The following is a 19256-nucleotide window of genomic DNA, read 5'->3' as shown; positions in this document are numbered from 1 at the left end:
TTGTGGTCTTTTAGTTTAAATATCTATTATATTTTGAAGGATTTGAAAGTATTTCGCTTGCCTTATTAATAGCCTCATCATTAGTTTTATAATACTCATATAAACCCTCTCTGTATACGTAACGCTTAACAATTTCTTCGGTTAATAAATTTATAAGTTGCTTTTTATTATCCTCTACAGCTTTTGCTTTAGAATTGTCTAGATTAGTAATTAAGGTTTTATAATCTCTGTTGATGTCATCGTCCAGATTTTCGGTTTTAGCAACTTCTAACGCTTTTTTTAGTGCTTTTTCAGTTTCGGTTTCAAACTCAAAACCTGTAGTATTTAAGTAGTTTTTAAAGGCATTAAATTCTGAATCCGAAAAATTAAAATCTGAAATATCATCTATTGTATTAGAGTAATAGTATTTAGTTGCAAAATCAAAAATACTTTGACTGTTTAAGATTGCATCAGTTATAGCTGTGTTTTTTGTAACATCAACCGCTTCATCTGGAAACACTCCACCACCATCAAATACTTTTCTACCGTTTTTAGTTTTAAATACGTTATAATTTTCTTGTTTTACTCGAACAGCATTACCATTTTCGTCTCTGTTCCAATAATCTAAAGCTTGAATACATCTTCCAGAAGGTGTATAATATCTAGAGATAGTTACTTTAAGCTGTGTACCATAAGTTAGCTTTTTTGGACGTTGTACCAACCCTTTTCCAAAACTTCTAGATCCCACAATAACCGCACGATCTATGTCTTGAAGTGTACCTGCAACAATTTCTGATGCGGAAGCACTACGACCATTTATTAAAACCACTACAGGAATCTCAGTATCAACAGGTTCTTTTTTTGTGTAATATGTTTTGTTGTATTTTTTTACTTTAGATTTTGTGGTTACTACCAATTGACCTTTTGGCACAAAAAGGTTAACTACATTTACAGCTTCATTAAGTAATCCTCCTGGATTGCTTCTTAAATCTAATATAATTTGCTTTGCGCCTTGAGCTTTAAGATCTTTTAAGGCGTAACCTGTTTGTAAAGAAGCTTTATTGTTAAATTTTTGAAGAACGATGTATCCTGTTTTATCATCTATCATTGAAAAATGTGGCACAGCATCAATTTCTATTTCAGATCGTGTAACTGATGTTGTGTTAGTTTTTCCTTGACGCTTGTAAGTTACTTGTAAAGCAGAGTTTGGTGCTCCTTTTAGTAAGTTAGAGGCATCACCATCATATCCAGATACTGACACTCCATCTACAGCAATAATCTCGTCACCAGCTTTTAAACCAGCTTTATCTGCAGGATATCCTTTGTATGGCTCAACGATTACTAATTTATTTTCTAGAGTTCTTATTCTTGCACCAACACCTGTGTAATCTCCTGTACGACGTATGCGTTCTGCTTCTACATCTTGCTCGTTATAAAACTTAGTGTAAGGATCTAAATCGTTTAACATGTTTTTAATGGCATTATCCATTAAATCTGCTGGATTAGTTTCGTCTACATAGTTCATATTCAGCTCTTTAAAAAGCGTGGTGAATATCTCTATTTGTTTAGCAATTTCAAAAAAATCGTTCTTAAATGCAGTTCCTGTAAACAGGATAGTGACAGCAAATATTGGAATTAAAATGCGTCGTTTTAGTAAGTTTTTCATTTGTAATATGTGTTTCTTGAAAGTCTTAAATAGCAGTTTAAGGCTTTACAACTTGGTCTTTAAATTTAGATAGTAATGTCTTCATTTTAGCATCAACTAGCTGAAAATCTGGCATGTCTTTACTAATATATAAAATCATTAGCGTGTAATGGTCAATATTATTGTCTATTAACATAGTTTTATTTAATCGATACGCTTCTCTTAGTAGCCTTTTAACACGAATTCTATCTACAGCTTTTTTAAAGTGACGCTTACTAACAGACACACCAACTTTTAAAGTATCGTTATTTTTTATATACACCATGCGTAAAGGATACGCAGATACAGATTTCCCCTCAGCAAATAATTGCTCAATAGCTTTTTGGCTTTTAAGCTTTTCTTTTTTGTTGAATGTTAAGCGCATAACCATTAATTTTTTTTGACCTGCTCTTGAAGCTCTTCTATTTTGCTTTCAAGATTATGCAATCTATCATAAACATCAAACGGTTCTGGAACCTGTTTAGAAGCAAACATAATAACATGCCAGATTTCCATAATATCTTCTGCGTTTATGCTATACGATGGATAATTCCCATCCTTATTATCGCTTTTTAAAATTAATTTTCTACGCTCTTCAATTTGATTTATAACACGTTTTAAAACGACACCATCATTTTTACTAACTATAACATAAACTTGTCCATCTTTTACATCGTTTACATCTTCTACATATTTACCAAAGACTAAATCACCATCAAAAAACGTACGTATCATTGAATTGCCTTGAACTTCAAAACACCTATAAGTACCATTATTTAAATGTGGCATATTAAACGAAGGAAGAGTCTCTATAAACTCTGTATCACCATAACCATCTAAATATCCAGCTCTAGCTTTTACAGGTACAAACACTACATTTTCTTTATCATCTTGATTAACAGTAACTACTTGCGGTATTCCAGAATATGTTTGAATTTGTTTAAAATCCTGCTTTAACATCACCTCGCTTTTTCCAAAAAGATAATCTGGATTAATATTAAATTCATTAATAATAGCACTTAAAACATCATAACCAGGTTTTGTTTTTTTACGCGTACCATCTTGTTGTGGCCTACCATTAACTATACTATCTATAGTAGTTCCGGTTACACCAATGCGTTTTGAAAACGCATAGTTATTAAGCTTAAAATGGTTAATTATAGCAGTAATTTTTTGGTCTATTTGTAGCATATTTTACTATTTAATAGCATATTATTTTAAACAATATGCTAATATACAAATTAATAAAAGTTAAACATTTGTAAGAGTCTACTAAACAAATAAAGCCTCAATAAAGAGGCTTTATATATAAAAGTTATAATACAGATATTATAATGTATTATTTGATTTATCAATATCTGCCATACGTTGTTTAGGATCTATTGTAATAGACTTTATCATACTTTTTGGCTTACTAATACTAAAACTATAGGTTGGATAAGCCCAAGCCCAATCGTTTAAGATTTTAGTTTCAGTTGTTACTGGCTTTTCACCACGCATCATTTGTAAAGGGATATAATATTGCTCTGTAGTTCCGTCTGTAAATTCTACTTCCAAATCTAATGGCATTGGCATTAATCCTTTACGTTCTAAATTAACGGTAGTAATGTTGTTATTTTCTTCTGTAGAAGTCACAGCATAATCGATTGTATTAGTGGTCATGGTCCAATCTGTTAAATACCAATCTAACTCTAAACCAGACACTTTTTCTGCAACTCTAATAAAATCATTAGGCGTTGGATGTTTGAAAGCCCAATCTGTATAGTATTGCTTTAAAGTTTTCTTTAAATTGTCCTCTCCAATAACGTAAGCTAATTGCGATAAAAACACAGACCCTTTGTTATAAGCTGCAATACCGTAAGCTAAGTTAGTTTCAAAACGATCTGCATGTGTGGTTTGAGGTTTTTCTTTTCCAGATTTTACTAAATAGTAGTAACCACCATAACCTCCTTCAGCAGGATTCTCTTTATTCGTTTTCATCACATAGTCCATAGCATAATCACTGATGTAACTTGTAAATCCTTCATCCATCCACTCGTGTTTAGCTTCGTTAGTTGCTAATAAAAACTGAAACCAAGTATGTGCTAATTCATGTGCTGTCACACCTAGTAGACTTCCAAAGCTTCGTTTTCCAGTAATTAGAGTACACATGGCATATTCCATCCCACCATCACCACCTTGAATAACCGAGTATTGGTCGTAAGGATATTCTCCTATATTTTCTGAAAAATATTGCATTAACTCAACCGTTTTTGGTTGTAAATTTTTCCAATGTTCTAAGTTTTCTGCAGGTAGATCTTTTTTGTAATAAAAATGAAGTAGTGGTCCATTTGGTACCTGCATGGTATCGTGAATATAATCAGGATCTGCAGCCCAAGTAAAGTCATGTACTTTTGGAGCTTTAAAATGAAGTGTTTTTTTATTTCCTTTTACTACAGCATCACCTTGTTGGTAACCAGTACCTCCAACCACATAGTTTTTGTCAATGGTTAATGTTACATCAAAATCACCCCAAACACCATGAAACTCTCTACCAATGTATGGATGAGCGTGCCAACCTTCAAAATCATATTCTGCTAATTTAGGATACCATTGTGTCATGGATAAGGCGACTCCTTCTGCATTATCACGTCCAGAACGACGGATTTGTTTAGGGACTTGCGCATCAAAATCCATTGTAAAGGTTACACTTTCTCCTGGTTGGATTGGTTTAGCTAAATCCACCTCTAAAACTGTTCCAACAGTGTCATGATTTAATGCAGTACCGTTTTGTTTTAAGCTGTTAACTTTAATATAACCAATCTCGTTTGGTGCTAGCTTGCTTATACGATCTCCAACTCGACGATCAGGGTCTTCAATAGTTCTTGAGCGTACATCCATCTCGCTACCAGGTTGAAACGCATTAAAGTATAAATGATAATACACTCTGTCTAACACGTCTGGCGAGTTGTTGGTGTAGACCAACGTTTGTTTTCCTTTGTATTGATAGGTAGTAACATCCATATCAATGTCCATTTTATAATCTACATGTTGTTGCCAATAAGTCGATTTAGTAGCAGTGTTATTTACTGGAGCAGATGCTGCAGGTTTGGTTGAATTACAAGCTACTAATACACTAAAGGCAAAAGCTAAAAGAAGAAGTTTTCTCATTTTTAAATTTATTTTAAAGTTGAAATAAAAAAGCCTCAACTATAAAAGGGTTGAGGCTTTTAATATTATAAAATCATTTATTTTGAAATTTGAGACGCCATAACCAATGCGTTATAGGCATTTACAATTTTTGCTGATTTGCTTAAATTAGCAAATGGCTGAACATTACTAGCATCTCCACCAACAACAACTTGAGTTGGAATAGCTAAACCAGAGTCCATAATAATTTGCTTTACCTGTGAAGCTTTTAGTTTAGGATACTGTGACCATACTAAAGCAGCAACACCTGCTACTGCAGGAGCAGCCATACTAGTTCCACCTTTAGTGTCATACTCGTTTTCTGGAGTTGTAGAATATACTTGAGCTCCAGGCGCAAAAACATCTACATTTTTCTTACCGTAGTTAGAAAATCCAGCAACTACTTTAGTACCATAACTAGGCGCTAAAGCTCCAACACGAATATACGTATCACTAACCTCTACAAAATTAACATTATCGTCTGGGAAGTTTGGTTTAGTATCTACGTCCTTACTGTCGTTTCCAGCAGCATGAACAAAAATAACACCTTTATCGCTTGCATATTTAATAGCATCTCTTACCCATTCTGGATGCGTAGAAAAGCTTTTACCAAAACTACCGTTAATGATTTTTGCTCCATTATCTACTGCGTATCTAATAGCCTTAGCAATGTCTTTATCATACTCGTCACCATTTGGTACTGCACGAATTGACATTATTTTTACATTATTTGCTACTCCATTTGCACCTAAACCATTGTTGCGCTCTGCAGCAATAATACCAGCTACGTGAGTACCATGACTTTCAGATTTTTTAACTGGCATCACGTTTCCGTTTCCGTAACCTGGTTTGTCGTTAAAATCATCTGGATTATCTCCAGTTGTACGTCCTTTAAAGTCTTTGTTTAAGTTATAGTTTACTTGATCTGTATAATATTCTACACCTCCTTTAATTTGCTCTATAGCGTCTTCGATAGAGGTGATACCGTTAGCATAAATAAACTTAGCTGTACCTACTGCTGTTGCTAATTCTGACCCTTCTGTAGGTGTTAATGCATTAACTTCTGCAGGTGTGTAATCTGCTTTATTAAAATGAGCTGTTAATGTTTCATGTGCACTATTAACTTGGGTAAAAATCTGATCGTATTGTTGTTTTCCACCCATTGCTTTTTGGTAATCTTGTTCTAATTGTGCAACAGCTTCAGCATATCTTGGGATGCTAGTGTCACCACTTGCAGCTATACGCGTCATTTCTAATTGCTCGTTATAGGCATCACCTAAAAAGTTCCATCCATGGATGTCATCCACATAACCATTACCATCATCATCTTTACCGTTTCCAGCAATTTCTTTAGGATTAGTCCAAATCACACCATCTAAATCTTCGTGCGTAATATCTATTCCAGAATCAATAACTGCAACAATAATTTGTTGTCCTTTGTTACCTTTAATAATTTCGGCGTAAGCCTTATCAACACTCATTCCAGGAATAGTGTCTTTAACTAAATCTAAATGTCCCCAATTTTGTGCTTCTGCTTCTGTTAAAGGAGATTCTTTAATTGGTGTATTGTCAATATTTTCAATAGGTGTTGAAAGTATTGGCGCACCACCACCACAGCTTGATAATACTAAAGCTGTAAAAGCGGATAATACAATTGGTCTATAATTAATCTTCATTGTTTGTATTGTGTTTGAGTTTATGAATTAAAAATATCGTGACAAGTAAAGGTGTCTTTTAATCTAACACCTTTTTCTGTGTGCTGCACAGTAATAATCTCGTGATGTGCATCATGTTCCAAAAATAAGTAATAATTGTTATCTGCTGCTAAATTGAGGAATTTTTCTTTTTCGTCTAAAGTTAGTAATGGTCTTGTGTCATAACCCATTACAAACGGAATTGGAAGGTGTCCAACGGTTGGTAATAAATCTGCCATAAAACAAATAGTTTTATCGTTGTAATGTATCATAGGAATCATTTGCTTGTCCGTATGTCCATTGGCGAAAAAAATATCAAAACCTAATTGAGAGTTTTTTAATATATCTTCTTGAGGAAGTTTGGTAAAATGTAATTGACCGCTGTCCTCCATTGGTAATATGTTTTCTTTTAAAAACGAAGCAACTTCACGTCTGTTTGGTTGTGTTGCCCATTTCCAATGGTCTTGATTACTCCAAAACTTTGCATTTTTAAAGGCTGGTTCTAAAAGGGTTCTGTCTTTATTATATTGAATACTACCACCACAGTGGTCAAAATGAAGATGCGTCATAAATACATCTGTAACATCATCTTTAGAAAATCCTGCGGTTTTAAGTGATTTTTCAATCGAATCATCTCCATACAAATGGTAGTAACCATAAAACTTATCGCTTTGTTTGTTACCCATACCTGTATCGATTAATGTTAGACGGTTTCCGTCTTCAATTAATAAACAGCGTGCTGCTATATCAATCATATTATTGTTATCTGCAGGATTGGTTCTGCTCCATAACGATTTTGGGACTACACCAAACATGGCGCCTCCATCTAATTTAAAATGTCCTGCTTGAATAGGGTAAAGTGTCATTAAATATTGTTGCGTGTTAAAAGACCATGCAAATTACTAAATAATGTCATATAGCAAGTTACTTTAGCATTTTATTAATAGTACACTTAGTCGCGTTTTTAATAAAAAAGTGTTTTTTTGTTAATTATTGACACTATAGATTAATTAAAAAAATTTCAAATTGCTCGAAAAAATTGAAAGAATTAGTAATTTCACAAAAACAAAAAGTGTATGTTAGAATTAGCAGGAATTATAATTTTAGGAATATTAGCACAATGGGTGGCTTGGAAATTTAAAATCCCAGCCATTTTACCTTTAATACTTATTGGATTGTTAGTGGGTCCTATTGCAGCAGAATATTTAAGTAATGATGGAACAAAATGGATAGAGCCTATTTGGAATGGAGACGAAGGTTTATTTCCTGGCGAAAGCTTGTTTTATTTTGTGTCCTTAGCCATTAGCATCATATTATTTGAAGGTGGTTTAACCCTAAAAATGAGTGAAATAAAAAATGTAGGACCAGTAATTACTAAGTTAATTTCGCTTGGGTCTCTTGTTACATTTTTTGGAGCAGGAATAGCTGCGCATTACATCATAAATTTAAGCTGGGAGATTTCATTTTTGTTTTCTGGATTAATCATAGTAACTGGACCTACAGTTATAACACCAATTTTAAGGAATATTCCGCTTAAAAAAGACGTGTCTGCAGTCCTAAAATGGGAGGGAATTTTAATAGATCCTATTGGTGCTTTAGTTGCGGTATTAGTGTTTGAATTTATCAGCGTTGATGCTGGAGGTGAATTCACAAAAACAGCACTGATTGAATTTGGAAAAATTGTCCTATTCGGAGCTACATTTGGGTTTACTTTTGCGCATGCCATGAATTTTATAATTAATAAAAAATGGGTACCTCATTACTTATTAAACGTATTTGCATTAGCTGCAGTACTTGGTGTATTTGTATTGTCAGACGCATTTGCGCACGAATCTGGCTTATTAGCTGTTGTGGTTATGGGTATGGTTTTAGGTAATTCTAAATCGGCGTACTTAAAAGAGCTATTGTACTTTAAAGAGTCCTTAAGTGTGTTATTAATTTCAATATTATTTATTCTTTTAGCTGCCAATATTAACTTTAGTGAGCTATTATTAATTTATAATTGGAAAACCGCAGCGTTATTTGCTTCAGTAGTATTTTTAATCAGACCATTAGGTGTATTTCTTAGTACCATTGGGTCTAAATTAAAGCTAAACGAAAAGCTATTTATAAGTTGGGTTGGACCACGCGGAATTGTTGCTGCAGGTATTGCGTCACTATTTGGTCTAAAATTAGCAAGCAAAGGTGTTCCTGGTGCAGAATATATAACGCCTTTAGTGTTTGTTATAGTATTAGGAACCGTTTTATTAAATGCAACTACTGCTAGATTATTTGCAAAATTAGTGGGTGTGTTTTTAAAGCAATCTAACGGAATTTTAATTATTGGCGCTTCAAAAGTATCACGATTAATAGGACATTATTTAGTGGCTAACGGAAGACATGTCGTGCTAATTGATAGTAACCAAAACAATATAAATAAAGCTAAAGAGCTTGGCTTAGAAGCTTTAAACACAAATATTTATTCTGATAATCTATTAGATGATATAGAATTAAATGATGTTGGATATCTAATGGCACTTACAGGAAATACAGATATTAATAAATACGCGATCAGCAAATTTTCTAAGCAATTTGGAGAGAATGGTTCGTTTAGATTGGTGTCCACTGAAGAAATGCGTGATGAAACCAAATCTCCTCTTGAAGGGCTATTTTCTCATACAGATGACTATAACTCTTTGCTAGATGTCACTAGAAGTTACCCAAGTATTCAAGAAATTGAAATTATTGATAAAGCACATTTAGATGATTTAATTAAAATCACAAACGAGGATAAAGATATAGTTCCTTTATTTATAAAAGACGATGAAGGAGAATTACACATCATTCCGTCTAACAATACAGAGATTAAAGATGTAGAAGAAGGTTACGCTTTGGTATATTTAGGAAAACCTTTGGATGTTGAGCAAGTAGAAACAGTATAAAATAAAAAAGCGTTGAAATTATCAACGCTTTTTTTATTAATCATTAAGTTTTAAAACAGCCATAAATGCTTGTTGAGGTATTTCTACATTACCAACTTGTCGCATACGTTTTTTACCTTTTTTCTGCTTTTCTAATAGCTTTCGCTTACGCGAAATATCACCACCATAACATTTAGCGGTCACATCTTTTCGTAATGCTTTTACCGTTTCTCTTGCTATAATTTTTGCTCCTATTGCAGCTTGAATTGGAATATCAAATTGCTGACGCGGTATTAATTCTTTTAACTTCTCACACATCTTTTTACCAATGTTGTGTGCATTATCTGCATGTATTAAAGCCGACAACGCATCAACAGGTTGTGCATTTAATAAGACATCTAAACGTACTAATTTTGACACTTTCATTCCTATTGGATGGTAGTCAAAAGACGCATATCCTTTAGATACAGTTTTAAGTCTGTCGTAAAAATCAAAAACTATTTCTGCTAAAGGCATTTCAAAAGTTAATTCAACACGCTCTGGTGTTAAATAGGTTTGATTTGTAATCATGCCTCGTTTTTCAATACACAAACTCATTACGTTACCAACAAAGTCTGATTTTGTAATGATTGTAGCCTTAATAAAAGGCTCTTCCACACGATTAACAGTAGAAGGATCTGGTAAATCACTTGGGTTGTTGACAATAAAAGCATCGTCAGGATTTTTATTTGTAAAGGCGTGATAAGATACGTTAGGTACTGTTGTAATTACGGTCATATCAAACTCTCTTTCAAGACGCTCTTGGATAATTTCCATGTGAAGCATTCCTAAAAACCCACATCTAAAACCAAAACCTAAAGCTGCAGAGCTTTCTGGCTGAAATACTAAAGACGCATCGTTAAGTTGTAGCTTTTCCATGCTATTTCTTAGCTCTTCGTAATCCTCTGTATCTACAGGGTAAATTCCTGCAAAAACCATAGGTTTAACATCCTCAAACCCTTCGACAATATTTGTGGTAGGGTTTTCAAAATCTGTAATAGTATCTCCTACTTTTACTTCTTTAGCGGTTTTAATTCCGGTAATTAAATAACCTACATCTCCAGTTTTTACACTTTGTTTAGCAACTTGAGTAAGCTTTAGTGTACCAACTTCATCTGCGTGATAATCTTTATTTGTAGCAACAAATTTAATATGTTGTCCTTTTTTAATTTCTCCGTTAAAGACTCTAAAATATGTTTCAATTCCTCTAAAAGTATTATAAACCGAATCAAAAATTAAAGCTTGTAATGGCGCGTTTGGATCTCCTTTTGGAGCAGGAATACGCTCGATAATAGCTTTTAAAATATCCTCTGCGCCAAATCCAGTTTTTCCACTAGCATGGATGACTTCGCTTGGGTCACACCCTAATAAATCAACAATATCATCGGTTACTTCTTCTGGATTTGCGCTTGGTAAATCTACTTTGTTTAGCACAGGAATTATTTCTAAATCATTTTCAAGCGCTAAATATAGGTTAGAAATGGTTTGTGCTTGTATACTTTGTGCAGCATCTACAATTAGTAAAGCCCCTTCGCAAGCAGCAATAGACCTAGACACTTCATAAGAAAAATCTACGTGTCCTGGTGTATCAATAAGGTTTAATATATAATGCTCTCCTTCATAAATATAATCCATCTGGATGGCGTGCGACTTAATGGTAATACCACGTTCGCGCTCTAAATCCATATTATCTAAAAGCTGGTTTTGCTTTTCACGAGCTGTTACAGATCCAGTTGTATCTAACAAACGGTCTGCAAGTGTGCTTTTACCGTGATCAATATGTGCAATAATGCAAAAGTTTCTTATGTTCTTCATAGTCAAATCTCTTCATAAATAAAGATGCTGCAAATATAAAGTATTTATTGGGCTTTTTTTCTTTTTTGTTAGGAATTGAACCGTAACCTAATTTATGGTTTTTCCCACAACAAAAAGTCTAAAACTATTGCTATATTGCATACCCAAGTTATTTTAAATGAAGCATTTTTTCTACTTATTTTTTCTATGTTTTTATACTTTAGGTTATGGTCAAGATTTAAAGGTTTCTGGAAAAATTTCTGATGAAAACAATCAGCCTATTGCCTTTACAAACATTGTATTGTATAAATTGTCTTCTGAAGGTATTTCTGTAACTAAAGGTGTCTCTTCTAATGAAGATGGCTTGTTTCAGTTTGATGAATTATCTTCTGGTAAATACCGAATTACAGCAAGTTACATAGGGTACAAAACAGTAGACCAACAGTTTGATTTGGATAAAAGCATTAATTTGTCTTTGGTACTAATTGAAGAAAACCAAAACTTAGACGAGGTGCTAATTGTGGCCAATAAACCAACATTAAAAAAAGAAGTAGACCGACTAATTTTTAATGTTGCCAATACCTCGTTAAGCGAAGGAAGCATGCTAGATGTGTTACGCAGCACACCTGGAGTTTTAATTTTAGGAGATGTTATTTCTGTTAAAAACAGCTCGCCAACCGTGTATATTAACGATAGAAAAGTACAATTATCTGCAACCGAGTTAAATCAATTACTATCTAATTCTTCAGCAAATAGTATTCAAAAAATTGAAGTGATTACTAATCCACCCGCAAAATATGATGCAGATAGTGGTGTTGTGTTAAATATTGTCATGTCTAAAAATCTGGTAACTGGTTACAGAGGGACGGTTTTTGGTAATTATACTCAAGGTGTTTTTCCAAGATATAATGCAGGACTAAGCCAGTTTTATAAAACCCAAAAAATAAATATCAATCTTAATTATAACTATAACCATAGCAAAATTAATAGAGATAATGACGAAGAAATTAATTATCTAGATAATAACACTGTGTCAGAGCGTTGGATAACAGACATTAACAGAAATACAACCTCTAAAACCCACAACGCTAACCTTAATTTTGACTATTTTATTAATGATAATAATACCTTAAGTCTATCATCAACCATATTGTACTTACCTTATTTTGATTATCTCACAAAAGGAGAAACCAATGTAGACGATTTACAAGGACCGGATGATTACCGTTTTAACGCCATTAATTATTCTCAAGACGATAAATATAATATTGGAACAGATTTAGACTACACTCTTAAATTTAAAAATGGCGCGAAACTGTTATTAAATACTCATTTTACTAAGTATGATTATAACAGAAAACAACATGTAAATTCAGATTACTTTTTCCCAAATAACACCTCTAATTTTAGTACTGCATTCAACACTAAAAATAATCAAACTACAGATATATTAACCTCTCAGTTAGATTTTGATTTACCAACTAGCGATACCTCTAACCTGTCTTTTGGTGCTAAGTTTTCTATGGTTAATACAACTAGTGATATTACTCAGTTTGATATTAATCAAACCACTGGAGAACAAACATTAAATACAGCTAATACTAATGCTTTTAATTATGACGAATCCATTATTGCAGGTTACCTTAGCTATAATAAAAGTTGGGAAACATGGAGTTTTTCTGGAGGGTTAAGAGCAGAATATACCGACTTAGAGGGTCAGTCGCCAATGACTAATCTTAATAATACACAAGATTATTTAGAATTGTTCCCAACCCTTAATCTAAGTTGGCAAGCGTTTGATAACACTAGTCTGTACACTAATTATAAACGTGTTATAGAACGTCCAAATTATCAAGATTTAAACCCGTTTAATTTCTTTTTAAACGATAATACTATTGTCACAGGAAATCCAAACTTACAACCATCGTTTACCAATCATTTTGTAGTTGGTTCAGAGATTAATCAACGATTTACTGTTGAAGCTTATTATAAAGATATCTCTAATCAAATTAATGAACTGCCTTTACAAGACAACGATAATAATGTGCTAATATATTCTCCTACCAATATTGGAAGCACCACAGAATTTGGTTTTGATTTTATCACCTATTTTGACATGTTGGACAATTGGTCTGTTTATTTTGTGACCTCGTTTTATAATATTGAAGATGAAGCCATGTTTAATAATCAATTAATTAAAACAGATCAATGGAGTAACTATTCTGTATTAAGCAATGATTTTTCGTTTTTAAAAGACAATAGTTTAACAGCAAACTTTACACTGACATATGTTGGAAAAAACCAACAAGGGTTTCAAATTGTTGATACGCGTTTGGTGTCTGATTTGTCGTTTAGTAAAAAAGTATTTAAAAAGAAAGGGACCATATCCTTAGCGTTTGCAGATTTATTTAATCAACAAGACTTTGCAGTACGTTCAAAATACGCTAATCAAAACAGCCGAAACTTTACCAACCTGGATAACCGTTATGTCAAATTAGGTTTTAGTTATAAGTTTGGAAACACTACTTTAGAAACTAACGAGCGTACTAAAGAACTAAAAGAACGCGAGCGATTAGAGGATTAATCTACCCATTCCGCAATAAACAAATTAGTATCACGTCCACCACCATTATTACGGTTAGAAGAAAACGCTAGCTTTTTACCATCGTTAGAAAACACAGGGAAGGCATCAAACGTTTCACTGTGTGTGACGCGTTCTAAATTTTTACCATCAATATCGATTAAGTATAAATTAAACGGAAAACCACGCTCTGCCTCAAAGTTAGACGAGAATAATATTTTTTCTCCAGAAGGATGAAAAAACGGACTCCAATTAGCATTTCCTAAATCGGTTAATTGTCGTAAATCACTACCATCTGCATTACAAATGTAAAGCTCCATATCTGTTGGTTCTACCAAACCTTCAGCTAATAAATCTTTGTATTCTTTGATCTCTTGTTCTGTTTTAGGACGAGACGAACGGAAGATTATTTTTGTTCCGTCAGGTGAGAAAAACGCACCACCATCATAACCCAATTCGTTAGTAATTTGCTTAACATCTGTACCATCCAAATTCATGGTATATAATTCTAAATCGCCACTTCTGGTTGAGGTAAAGACAATTTTATCTCCTTTTGGCGACACGGTTGGTTCTGCATCATAACCAGGCTCATGGGTTAGTTGTTTTACAATATTTCCTTCTAAATCGGCTACAAAAATGTCAAACGTATCATAAACTGGCCAAATGTATTTTCCGTTTTTACGTAAAGGTGTATCTGGACAGTTTTCATCTCCTAAATGGGTTGAGGCATAAATAATATGCTTGTTATCTGGTAAAAAGTACGAGCAGGTTGTACGACCTTTTCCTGTGCTAACCATTGGAGGCGCTATGCTATCAAAAGTCTGGTCTGCATTCATTAAAAACATTTGGTCACAGCTTACATTCCATTTATCATAATTAGACTGAAACACAAGTTGCTTATCATCAAAACTCCAATACGCTTCTGCATTATCTCCACCAAACGTTACTTGACGTAAACTTTTAAAGTGCTTTTCTTCAGGATAAATTAATGAGTTATCAGATGCTTTTACTTCTGTTTTAGAAGTGTCTTGAGAGGTGGATTGGTTTTCTTCTTTACAAGAAAAAAACACAATAGTAATTAATAAGATTCCGAACAATTTAGTCTTCATAATAACTTTAATAAATGGCTTTATTTGCCTAATTTTATACAAAATTAATACTTCTTATAATGAAATACTTAAAACTGCTGGCTTTTTTACTTGTTTTTACTTCATGTAAAAATGAAATTTTAAAAGAAATCACCATTCAAGAGGACGTAGAATTTTTAGCAGATGATGCGTTAGAGGGTCGTCAAACAGGTACAGATGGCGAGCAAAAAGCAGCAAACTATATTGCAGACCGATTTAAAAATTTAGGTTTACAACCTAAAGGGACAGAGGGTTACTTTCAGAGGTTTTCTTTTAAACCAAAAACAGATCCGCATCAAGAAGTAAATTACACAGTTAAAGATGGTGATAGCACGATTACTGCAACAAATGTTATTGGGTTTATAGACAATAAAGCAGAACACACGGTTATTATTGGTGCACATTACGACCATTTGGGCTATGGCGCAGAAGGCAGTTTGTATAGAGGCGACAGTACACAAATCCACAATGGAGCAGATGATAATGCAAGTGGTGTAGCTGTGCTTTTAAACTTAGCTAAAAAGCTAAAGGATAAAAATATTAATAACAACTATTTATTCATCACTTTTTCAGGTGAAGAAATGGGTTTACTAGGCTCTAATTACTACACCAAAAACCCTACAATAAGTAACGATAAAGCCAATTATATGATTAACATGGATATGGTTGGTCGTTTAAAAGCAGATAGTACTTTGGCAGTTTATGGTGTTGGAACCTCTCCAATATTTAAACAAACTTTAAAAGCGCATAACAACCGTTTTAAATTAGTACAAAAGGAATCTGGAGTTGGACCAAGTGATCACACTAGTTTTTATAATGTAGATATTCCGGTATTACACTTTTTTACTGGACAGCATGAAGATTACCATAAACCAACAGACGATACAGAGCGTTTACATTTTAACGGAATGCAAGTGATATCTAATTACATTTTTAATATAATTACAGACCTTGATAACAACGGAAAATTACCGTTTAGAAAAACAAAAAACGAAAGTGAAGAAGTGCCACGTTTTAAGGTTGGTTTAGGTGTTATTCCGGACTATTTATTTGACGGAAAAGGTATGCGTATAGATGGTGTAAGTGAAGATAAACCAGCACAAAAGGCAGGATTACAAAAAGGCGATATTGTAGTAAAGTTAGGTGATATTGAAGTCACAGATATGATGTCCTATATGATGGCTTTATCTACTTTTGAAGAAGGAGATAAAACAATTGTTACTGTAGATAGAAAAGGAAAACTAGTTGAGGCAAAAATCCAGTTTTAAAACTCTGTTATTCTAAACGTCGTGAAGAATCTCAAACAAACAGTTAAAGGATTAAGATTCTTCACTGCGTTCAGAATGACAAAATAAAACAACATGAATATTTCCAATACAGACATCATCAACAAAATACATTTAGTAATCTCTGTATGTATTGTAGTGCCAGTGTCTTTGGTTTATGGGTTTAACCCAAGCTCCCAGTTTGACATTCATTTAAACACTATAGACGAGCATAATTTTTTTAAAGCCATTATGGGTTTGTATTTAGGGGTTTCTGTGTTATGGGTTTTAGGCGTTTTTAAAGCTAACTATCTTAAAATAGCATTAATCACTAATGTGGTATTTATGCTAGGATTAGGTTTAGGAAGATTACTAAGTATTATTATTGACGGCACTCCAACTTTAGGTTACCAATTTGGGACAATTGCAGAATTGTTTTTAGGGTGTTATGGGTTTTGGGTGTTATTGCGTCATCAAAACACCACAAACACCTAGGCTTACAATAACATAAGTAACAGCAAGTATAAAAAAGACTTTTGCTGCTTTTTTATTTCGTTTTTGTAGTACAAATCCAATTAAAGCTAAAATTATTGCTGGACCAAACATCATGGCTAGCATCATTTCTACTATTCCGTCTAAGTTTACTTCTAGATTTATCATATTGCTAAAACTCCACAATAGCCTAAGCTAATTATTAAATATACTAACGCAATTATTCCTAAAACTTTTGCTGTTTTAGGCTTTTTGTTTTTTAAAAAGAATGCAATAAGACTTAAAATAACAGGAATGCCAAACATTATTAATAAGACTATTAATATTACCATTGTATAATCACCTCCTTCTATTAAAACATTCATATCACTTCATTTCTAAGTTCTTCCAAACGTGCTTTTTTATTATCTCTGTAAAACAAATTCATAGTTTCAAAAGGGATAATTTTATTGTCTTTATCTACAATATGTACACAAGATTTTTTAATGGCTCTAACATCAAAATTATAAGCATCAATAAATTGCATAATAATCACTCTAAACAAATTATCGTAACCCAAATGTGGGGCATCAATATCCGGCAGACAACACATAATAGATTTTAGATTTTCTTCCGCAACTTCAACCGAGTTACCTGTACTAAACAACTCAATCATTTTGTCTTGAAGCTGTTCGTCCTGCTCATAAATAATCGTGTTTTTGCTATTATCTAACAAATCATTTGGGTTAATATAGCGTGTTAGCGGAAACACTTCGTCCTCTAATTTAAGTGCATAACCCATAACCAAAGCATCAGGATTACAAGGTACTGGAAGCAGGTCGTCTGGATTAAAAACGTTGGTTTGTTCCAGTATTTTTCTACGTACTTCTGTTAAAGTCATGCGATCCGTTTCTGGATTAAAATGCTCTAATCGTCCTGCTATTTGCGTTGGTTGTAAGGTGACACCTCTAACACATTTTTGCTTCAATGCGTAGTCAATAATTTTTCCTATTTCACCATCATTTAATCCTTTTTGAAGCGTGACTACCAAAGTAGTTGATAGGTTTAATTTGTTCAGGTTTTCAATTGCTTGTTTACGGATGTCATTTAAATCTGCACCACGTAATTCGCGCAAAACGCTGTTTTCAAACGAATCAAATTGTAAATAGATTTCAAAATCTGGAGCGTAGGTTTTTAGTCTTTCCGCGAAAGCGACATCTTTAGCTATTTTAATTCCATTAGTATTCAACATTAAATGTCGAATAGGTAAGGATTTTGCGTAGTCCATAATTTCCCAAAACTGAGGATGTATGGTTGGTTCTCCACCAGAAATTTGTACAACATCAGGTTCCTTTTCGTTACTAACAATAGTGTCTAACATCGCTTTGACTTCGTCTAAGGTACGATGTCGTCCATAGGTTGGCGACGAGCCAGCATAACAGGTTGGGCAAGTTAAATTACACCTATCTGTGACCTCTACAACTGTTAAGCAACTGTGCTGCTCATGGTCTGGACACAAACCACAATCGTATGGACAACCATAGTCGGTTTTGGTGTTAAAAGTATAAGGTGTTTCGCTAGGTTTATTGTAGTTGCGTATGTTTTTGTAATACTCGATATCGTCTGCAATTAACACTTTAGTGTTACCATGTTCTTTACAACGTTTTAGCATGTAAACATTGCCATCTTCAAAGACTATTTTAGCATCTACACGTCGTAAACACTCTGGACAGAGACTTAAAGTAAAATCGTAATAGGTATATTTTCTAACTGGCATGTTTTAGTTTTTGAAAGATAAAAGGACTATAATACAACCAACAAATTACACATAAAATTTGAATGGTACTTAACCCAAAAATGTAAAATATATTTGGTTTTAAAAATTCGATACAAAATCGAAATCCAAAATAGCTTAGCATAAACAGCTTAAATAAGTCACCATTTTTTAAAGTGAAATGAGAAGCTATACGTTTTAAAATGAAGAACAGCAGTACTAAAAAAACTAGCTCGTACAAAGATGTTGGGTGTCTCAATAAACCATCTCCTAAATCCATACCAAAAATTGATGAAGTTTCGAGACCATAAGTAAACTCGTTAATTCCAGATAAAAAGCAACCTATACGACCAATAAAAATGCCTAAAATTATAGGGAAAACAAACAAATCTCCTGACGACTGTTTTTCGTTAATTATCTTTTTAGCTATTTCAACACCAAGTAAACCTCCAAATAAGCCACCCATTATGGTTTTAGTGTTAAGTAATTGTATTAGATTTTGCTGAGAGAATTCGATTAAAGGATTTTCTAAAAAACCAATTAACCTAGAACCAATTAGAGCACCTAATGCTGCTCCAAGAATGATGGACAAACGGTTATTTGTATTGATTTTGTCTGTAATTTTTCGTCTTAAAATCACATAATATCTAAAGGCTAAAAAGAATGCGAGGTATTCTAAAACAAGATGAATGTTTATATCATAACCAAATAGCTGAGGGTTGAATGGGATTTGCAATTATTGATAGATTATTAGTTAAAGATAAACAATTACCTAAAAAA

Annotated in this window: 16 protein-coding genes; 4 read left to right on the top strand and 12 right to left on the bottom strand. The window is 33.2% G+C overall.

The annotated features are described in order from the left end of the window. Nucleotides 1-10: 10 nt before the first annotated feature. The 6 genes from LY08_RS00605 to LY08_RS00580 all read right to left on the bottom strand — a co-directional run bounded on the left by LY08_RS00605 (nucleotide 11) and on the right by LY08_RS00580 (nucleotide 7391). Entirely contained in the window at nucleotides 11-1645 is a 1635-nt protein-coding gene (locus tag LY08_RS00605; RefSeq protein ID WP_111658494.1) for a S41 family peptidase, read from the bottom strand. Between the two features lie 37 nt (nucleotides 1646-1682). Continuing rightward, the gene (gene rnpA, locus LY08_RS00600) at nucleotides 1683-2048 is read right to left on the bottom strand and encodes a ribonuclease P protein component (RefSeq protein WP_111658878.1); all 366 of its coding nucleotides are present in this window, start codon (nucleotides 2046-2048) and stop codon (nucleotides 1683-1685) included. Between the two features lie 5 nt (nucleotides 2049-2053). After that, on the bottom strand, nucleotides 2054-2854 hold the full coding sequence (locus tag LY08_RS00595; protein WP_111658493.1) for a LexA family transcriptional regulator: 801 nt from the start codon (nucleotides 2852-2854) through the stop codon (nucleotides 2054-2056). 138 nt (nucleotides 2855-2992) lie between these two features. Beyond that, on the bottom strand, nucleotides 2993-4813 hold the full coding sequence (locus LY08_RS00590; RefSeq protein ID WP_111658492.1) for a M1 family metallopeptidase: 1821 nt from the start codon (nucleotides 4811-4813) through the stop codon (nucleotides 2993-2995). 77 nt (nucleotides 4814-4890) lie between these two features. Further along, the gene (locus LY08_RS00585) at nucleotides 4891-6507 is read right to left on the bottom strand and encodes a S8 family peptidase (protein ID WP_111658491.1); all 1617 of its coding nucleotides are present in this window, start codon (nucleotides 6505-6507) and stop codon (nucleotides 4891-4893) included. A 20-nt stretch (nucleotides 6508-6527) separates the two neighbouring features. After that, nucleotides 6528-7391 carry an MBL fold metallo-hydrolase gene (locus tag LY08_RS00580; protein ID WP_111658490.1) on the bottom strand — a complete coding sequence of 288 codons (864 nt, stop codon included), beginning with the start codon at nucleotides 7389-7391 and terminating at the stop codon, nucleotides 6528-6530. A 210-nt stretch (nucleotides 7392-7601) separates the two neighbouring features. Here LY08_RS00580 and LY08_RS00575 point away from each other — a divergent pair, with 210 nt between their 5' ends. Continuing rightward, nucleotides 7602-9446: a cation:proton antiporter gene (locus tag LY08_RS00575; protein ID WP_111658489.1), complete on the top strand. Its 1845-nt coding sequence runs from the start codon at nucleotides 7602-7604 to the stop codon at nucleotides 9444-9446. Nucleotides 9447-9482: 36 nt separating this feature from the next. Here LY08_RS00575 and lepA read toward each other — a convergent pair whose 3' ends face one another. After that, nucleotides 9483-11279, bottom strand: a complete 1797-nt coding sequence (lepA, locus tag LY08_RS00570; protein WP_111658488.1) for a translation elongation factor 4 — start codon at nucleotides 11277-11279, stop codon at nucleotides 9483-9485. A gap of 157 nt (nucleotides 11280-11436) precedes the next feature. On the opposite strand from lepA, the gene LY08_RS00565 reads away from it, so the two are divergent. Next, entirely contained in the window at nucleotides 11437-13842 is a 2406-nt protein-coding gene (locus tag LY08_RS00565; RefSeq protein WP_111658487.1) for a TonB-dependent receptor domain-containing protein, read from the top strand. Here LY08_RS00565 and LY08_RS00560 read toward each other — a convergent pair. Further along, nucleotides 13839-14948 (bottom strand): TolB family protein, encoded by a 1110-nt coding sequence (locus LY08_RS00560; protein ID WP_111658486.1) that lies wholly within the window; start codon nucleotides 14946-14948, stop codon nucleotides 13839-13841. The two genes, LY08_RS00565 and LY08_RS00560, sit on opposite strands and share 4 nt — an antisense overlap. A 59-nt stretch (nucleotides 14949-15007) precedes the next feature. Between LY08_RS00560 and LY08_RS00555 the strand changes: the two genes are divergently transcribed. Both LY08_RS00555 and LY08_RS00550 read left to right on the top strand, forming a co-directional pair. Next, nucleotides 15008-16234: a M28 family peptidase gene (locus LY08_RS00555; protein WP_111658485.1), complete on the top strand. Its 1227-nt coding sequence runs from the start codon at nucleotides 15008-15010 to the stop codon at nucleotides 16232-16234. Between the two features lie 93 nt (nucleotides 16235-16327). Next, a complete protein-coding gene (locus LY08_RS00550; RefSeq protein ID WP_111658484.1) occupies nucleotides 16328-16726 on the top strand; it encodes a DUF4345 domain-containing protein in 399 nt (132 codons plus the stop codon). Here LY08_RS00550 and LY08_RS00545 read toward each other — a convergent pair. Genes LY08_RS00545 through LY08_RS00530 form a run of 4 tightly spaced genes read right to left on the bottom strand, consistent with a single transcriptional unit; the run spans nucleotide 16694 to nucleotide 19212 of the window. After that, the gene (locus LY08_RS00545) at nucleotides 16694-16891 is read right to left on the bottom strand and encodes a hypothetical protein (RefSeq protein WP_111658483.1); all 198 of its coding nucleotides are present in this window, start codon (nucleotides 16889-16891) and stop codon (nucleotides 16694-16696) included. The two genes, LY08_RS00550 and LY08_RS00545, sit on opposite strands and share 33 nt — an antisense overlap. Beyond that, on the bottom strand, nucleotides 16888-17088 hold the full coding sequence (locus tag LY08_RS00540; RefSeq protein ID WP_111658482.1) for a hypothetical protein: 201 nt from the start codon (nucleotides 17086-17088) through the stop codon (nucleotides 16888-16890). The genes LY08_RS00545 and LY08_RS00540 overlap by 4 nt, the downstream gene beginning before the upstream one ends. Further along, complete coding sequence (locus LY08_RS00535) at nucleotides 17085-18479, bottom strand: radical SAM protein (RefSeq protein WP_111658481.1); 1395 nt, start codon at nucleotides 18477-18479, stop codon at nucleotides 17085-17087. Before LY08_RS00535 ends, LY08_RS00540 begins: the two co-directional genes overlap by 4 nt. Further along, nucleotides 18469-19212 (bottom strand): prolipoprotein diacylglyceryl transferase, encoded by a 744-nt coding sequence (locus LY08_RS00530; RefSeq protein ID WP_111658480.1) that lies wholly within the window; start codon nucleotides 19210-19212, stop codon nucleotides 18469-18471. The genes LY08_RS00535 and LY08_RS00530 overlap by 11 nt, the downstream gene beginning before the upstream one ends. Between the last annotated feature and the right edge of the window lie 44 nt (nucleotides 19213-19256).

Source organism: Olleya aquimaris (assembly GCF_003259525.1).
GTDB lineage: Bacteria > Bacteroidota > Bacteroidia > Flavobacteriales > Flavobacteriaceae > Olleya > Olleya aquimaris.
This window is presented reverse-complemented; position numbering and strand designations above follow the sequence as displayed.

Excerpts from the sequence above, each read along its gene's own strand:
- lepA (WP_111658488.1), bottom strand. The coding sequence starts at position 11,279 with ATGAAGAACATAAGAAACTTTTGCATTATTGCACATATTGATCACGGT.
- LY08_RS00580 (WP_111658490.1), bottom strand. The coding sequence starts at position 7,391 with ATGACACTTTACCCTATTCAAGCAGGACATTTTAAATTAGATGGAGGC.
- LY08_RS00540 (WP_111658482.1), bottom strand. The coding sequence starts at position 17,088 with ATGAATGTTTTAATAGAAGGAGGTGATTATACAATGGTAATATTAATA.
- LY08_RS00535 (WP_111658481.1), bottom strand. The coding sequence starts at position 18,479 with ATGCCAGTTAGAAAATATACCTATTACGATTTTACTTTAAGTCTCTGT.
- LY08_RS00565 (WP_111658487.1), top strand. The coding sequence starts at position 11,437 with ATGAAGCATTTTTTCTACTTATTTTTTCTATGTTTTTATACTTTAGGT.
- LY08_RS00555 (WP_111658485.1), top strand. The coding sequence starts at position 15,008 with ATGAAATACTTAAAACTGCTGGCTTTTTTACTTGTTTTTACTTCATGT.
- LY08_RS00590 (WP_111658492.1), bottom strand. The coding sequence starts at position 4,813 with ATGAGAAAACTTCTTCTTTTAGCTTTTGCCTTTAGTGTATTAGTAGCT.
- LY08_RS00560 (WP_111658486.1), bottom strand. The coding sequence starts at position 14,948 with ATGAAGACTAAATTGTTCGGAATCTTATTAATTACTATTGTGTTTTTT.
- rnpA (WP_111658878.1), bottom strand. The coding sequence starts at position 2,048 with ATGCGCTTAACATTCAACAAAAAAGAAAAGCTTAAAAGCCAAAAAGCT.
- LY08_RS00545 (WP_111658483.1), bottom strand. The coding sequence starts at position 16,891 with ATGATAAATCTAGAAGTAAACTTAGACGGAATAGTAGAAATGATGCTA.
- LY08_RS00550 (WP_111658484.1), top strand. The coding sequence starts at position 16,328 with ATGAATATTTCCAATACAGACATCATCAACAAAATACATTTAGTAATC.
- LY08_RS00595 (WP_111658493.1), bottom strand. The coding sequence starts at position 2,854 with ATGCTACAAATAGACCAAAAAATTACTGCTATAATTAACCATTTTAAG.
- LY08_RS00585 (WP_111658491.1), bottom strand. The coding sequence starts at position 6,507 with ATGAAGATTAATTATAGACCAATTGTATTATCCGCTTTTACAGCTTTA.
- LY08_RS00605 (WP_111658494.1), bottom strand. The coding sequence starts at position 1,645 with ATGAAAAACTTACTAAAACGACGCATTTTAATTCCAATATTTGCTGTC.
- LY08_RS00575 (WP_111658489.1), top strand. The coding sequence starts at position 7,602 with ATGTTAGAATTAGCAGGAATTATAATTTTAGGAATATTAGCACAATGG.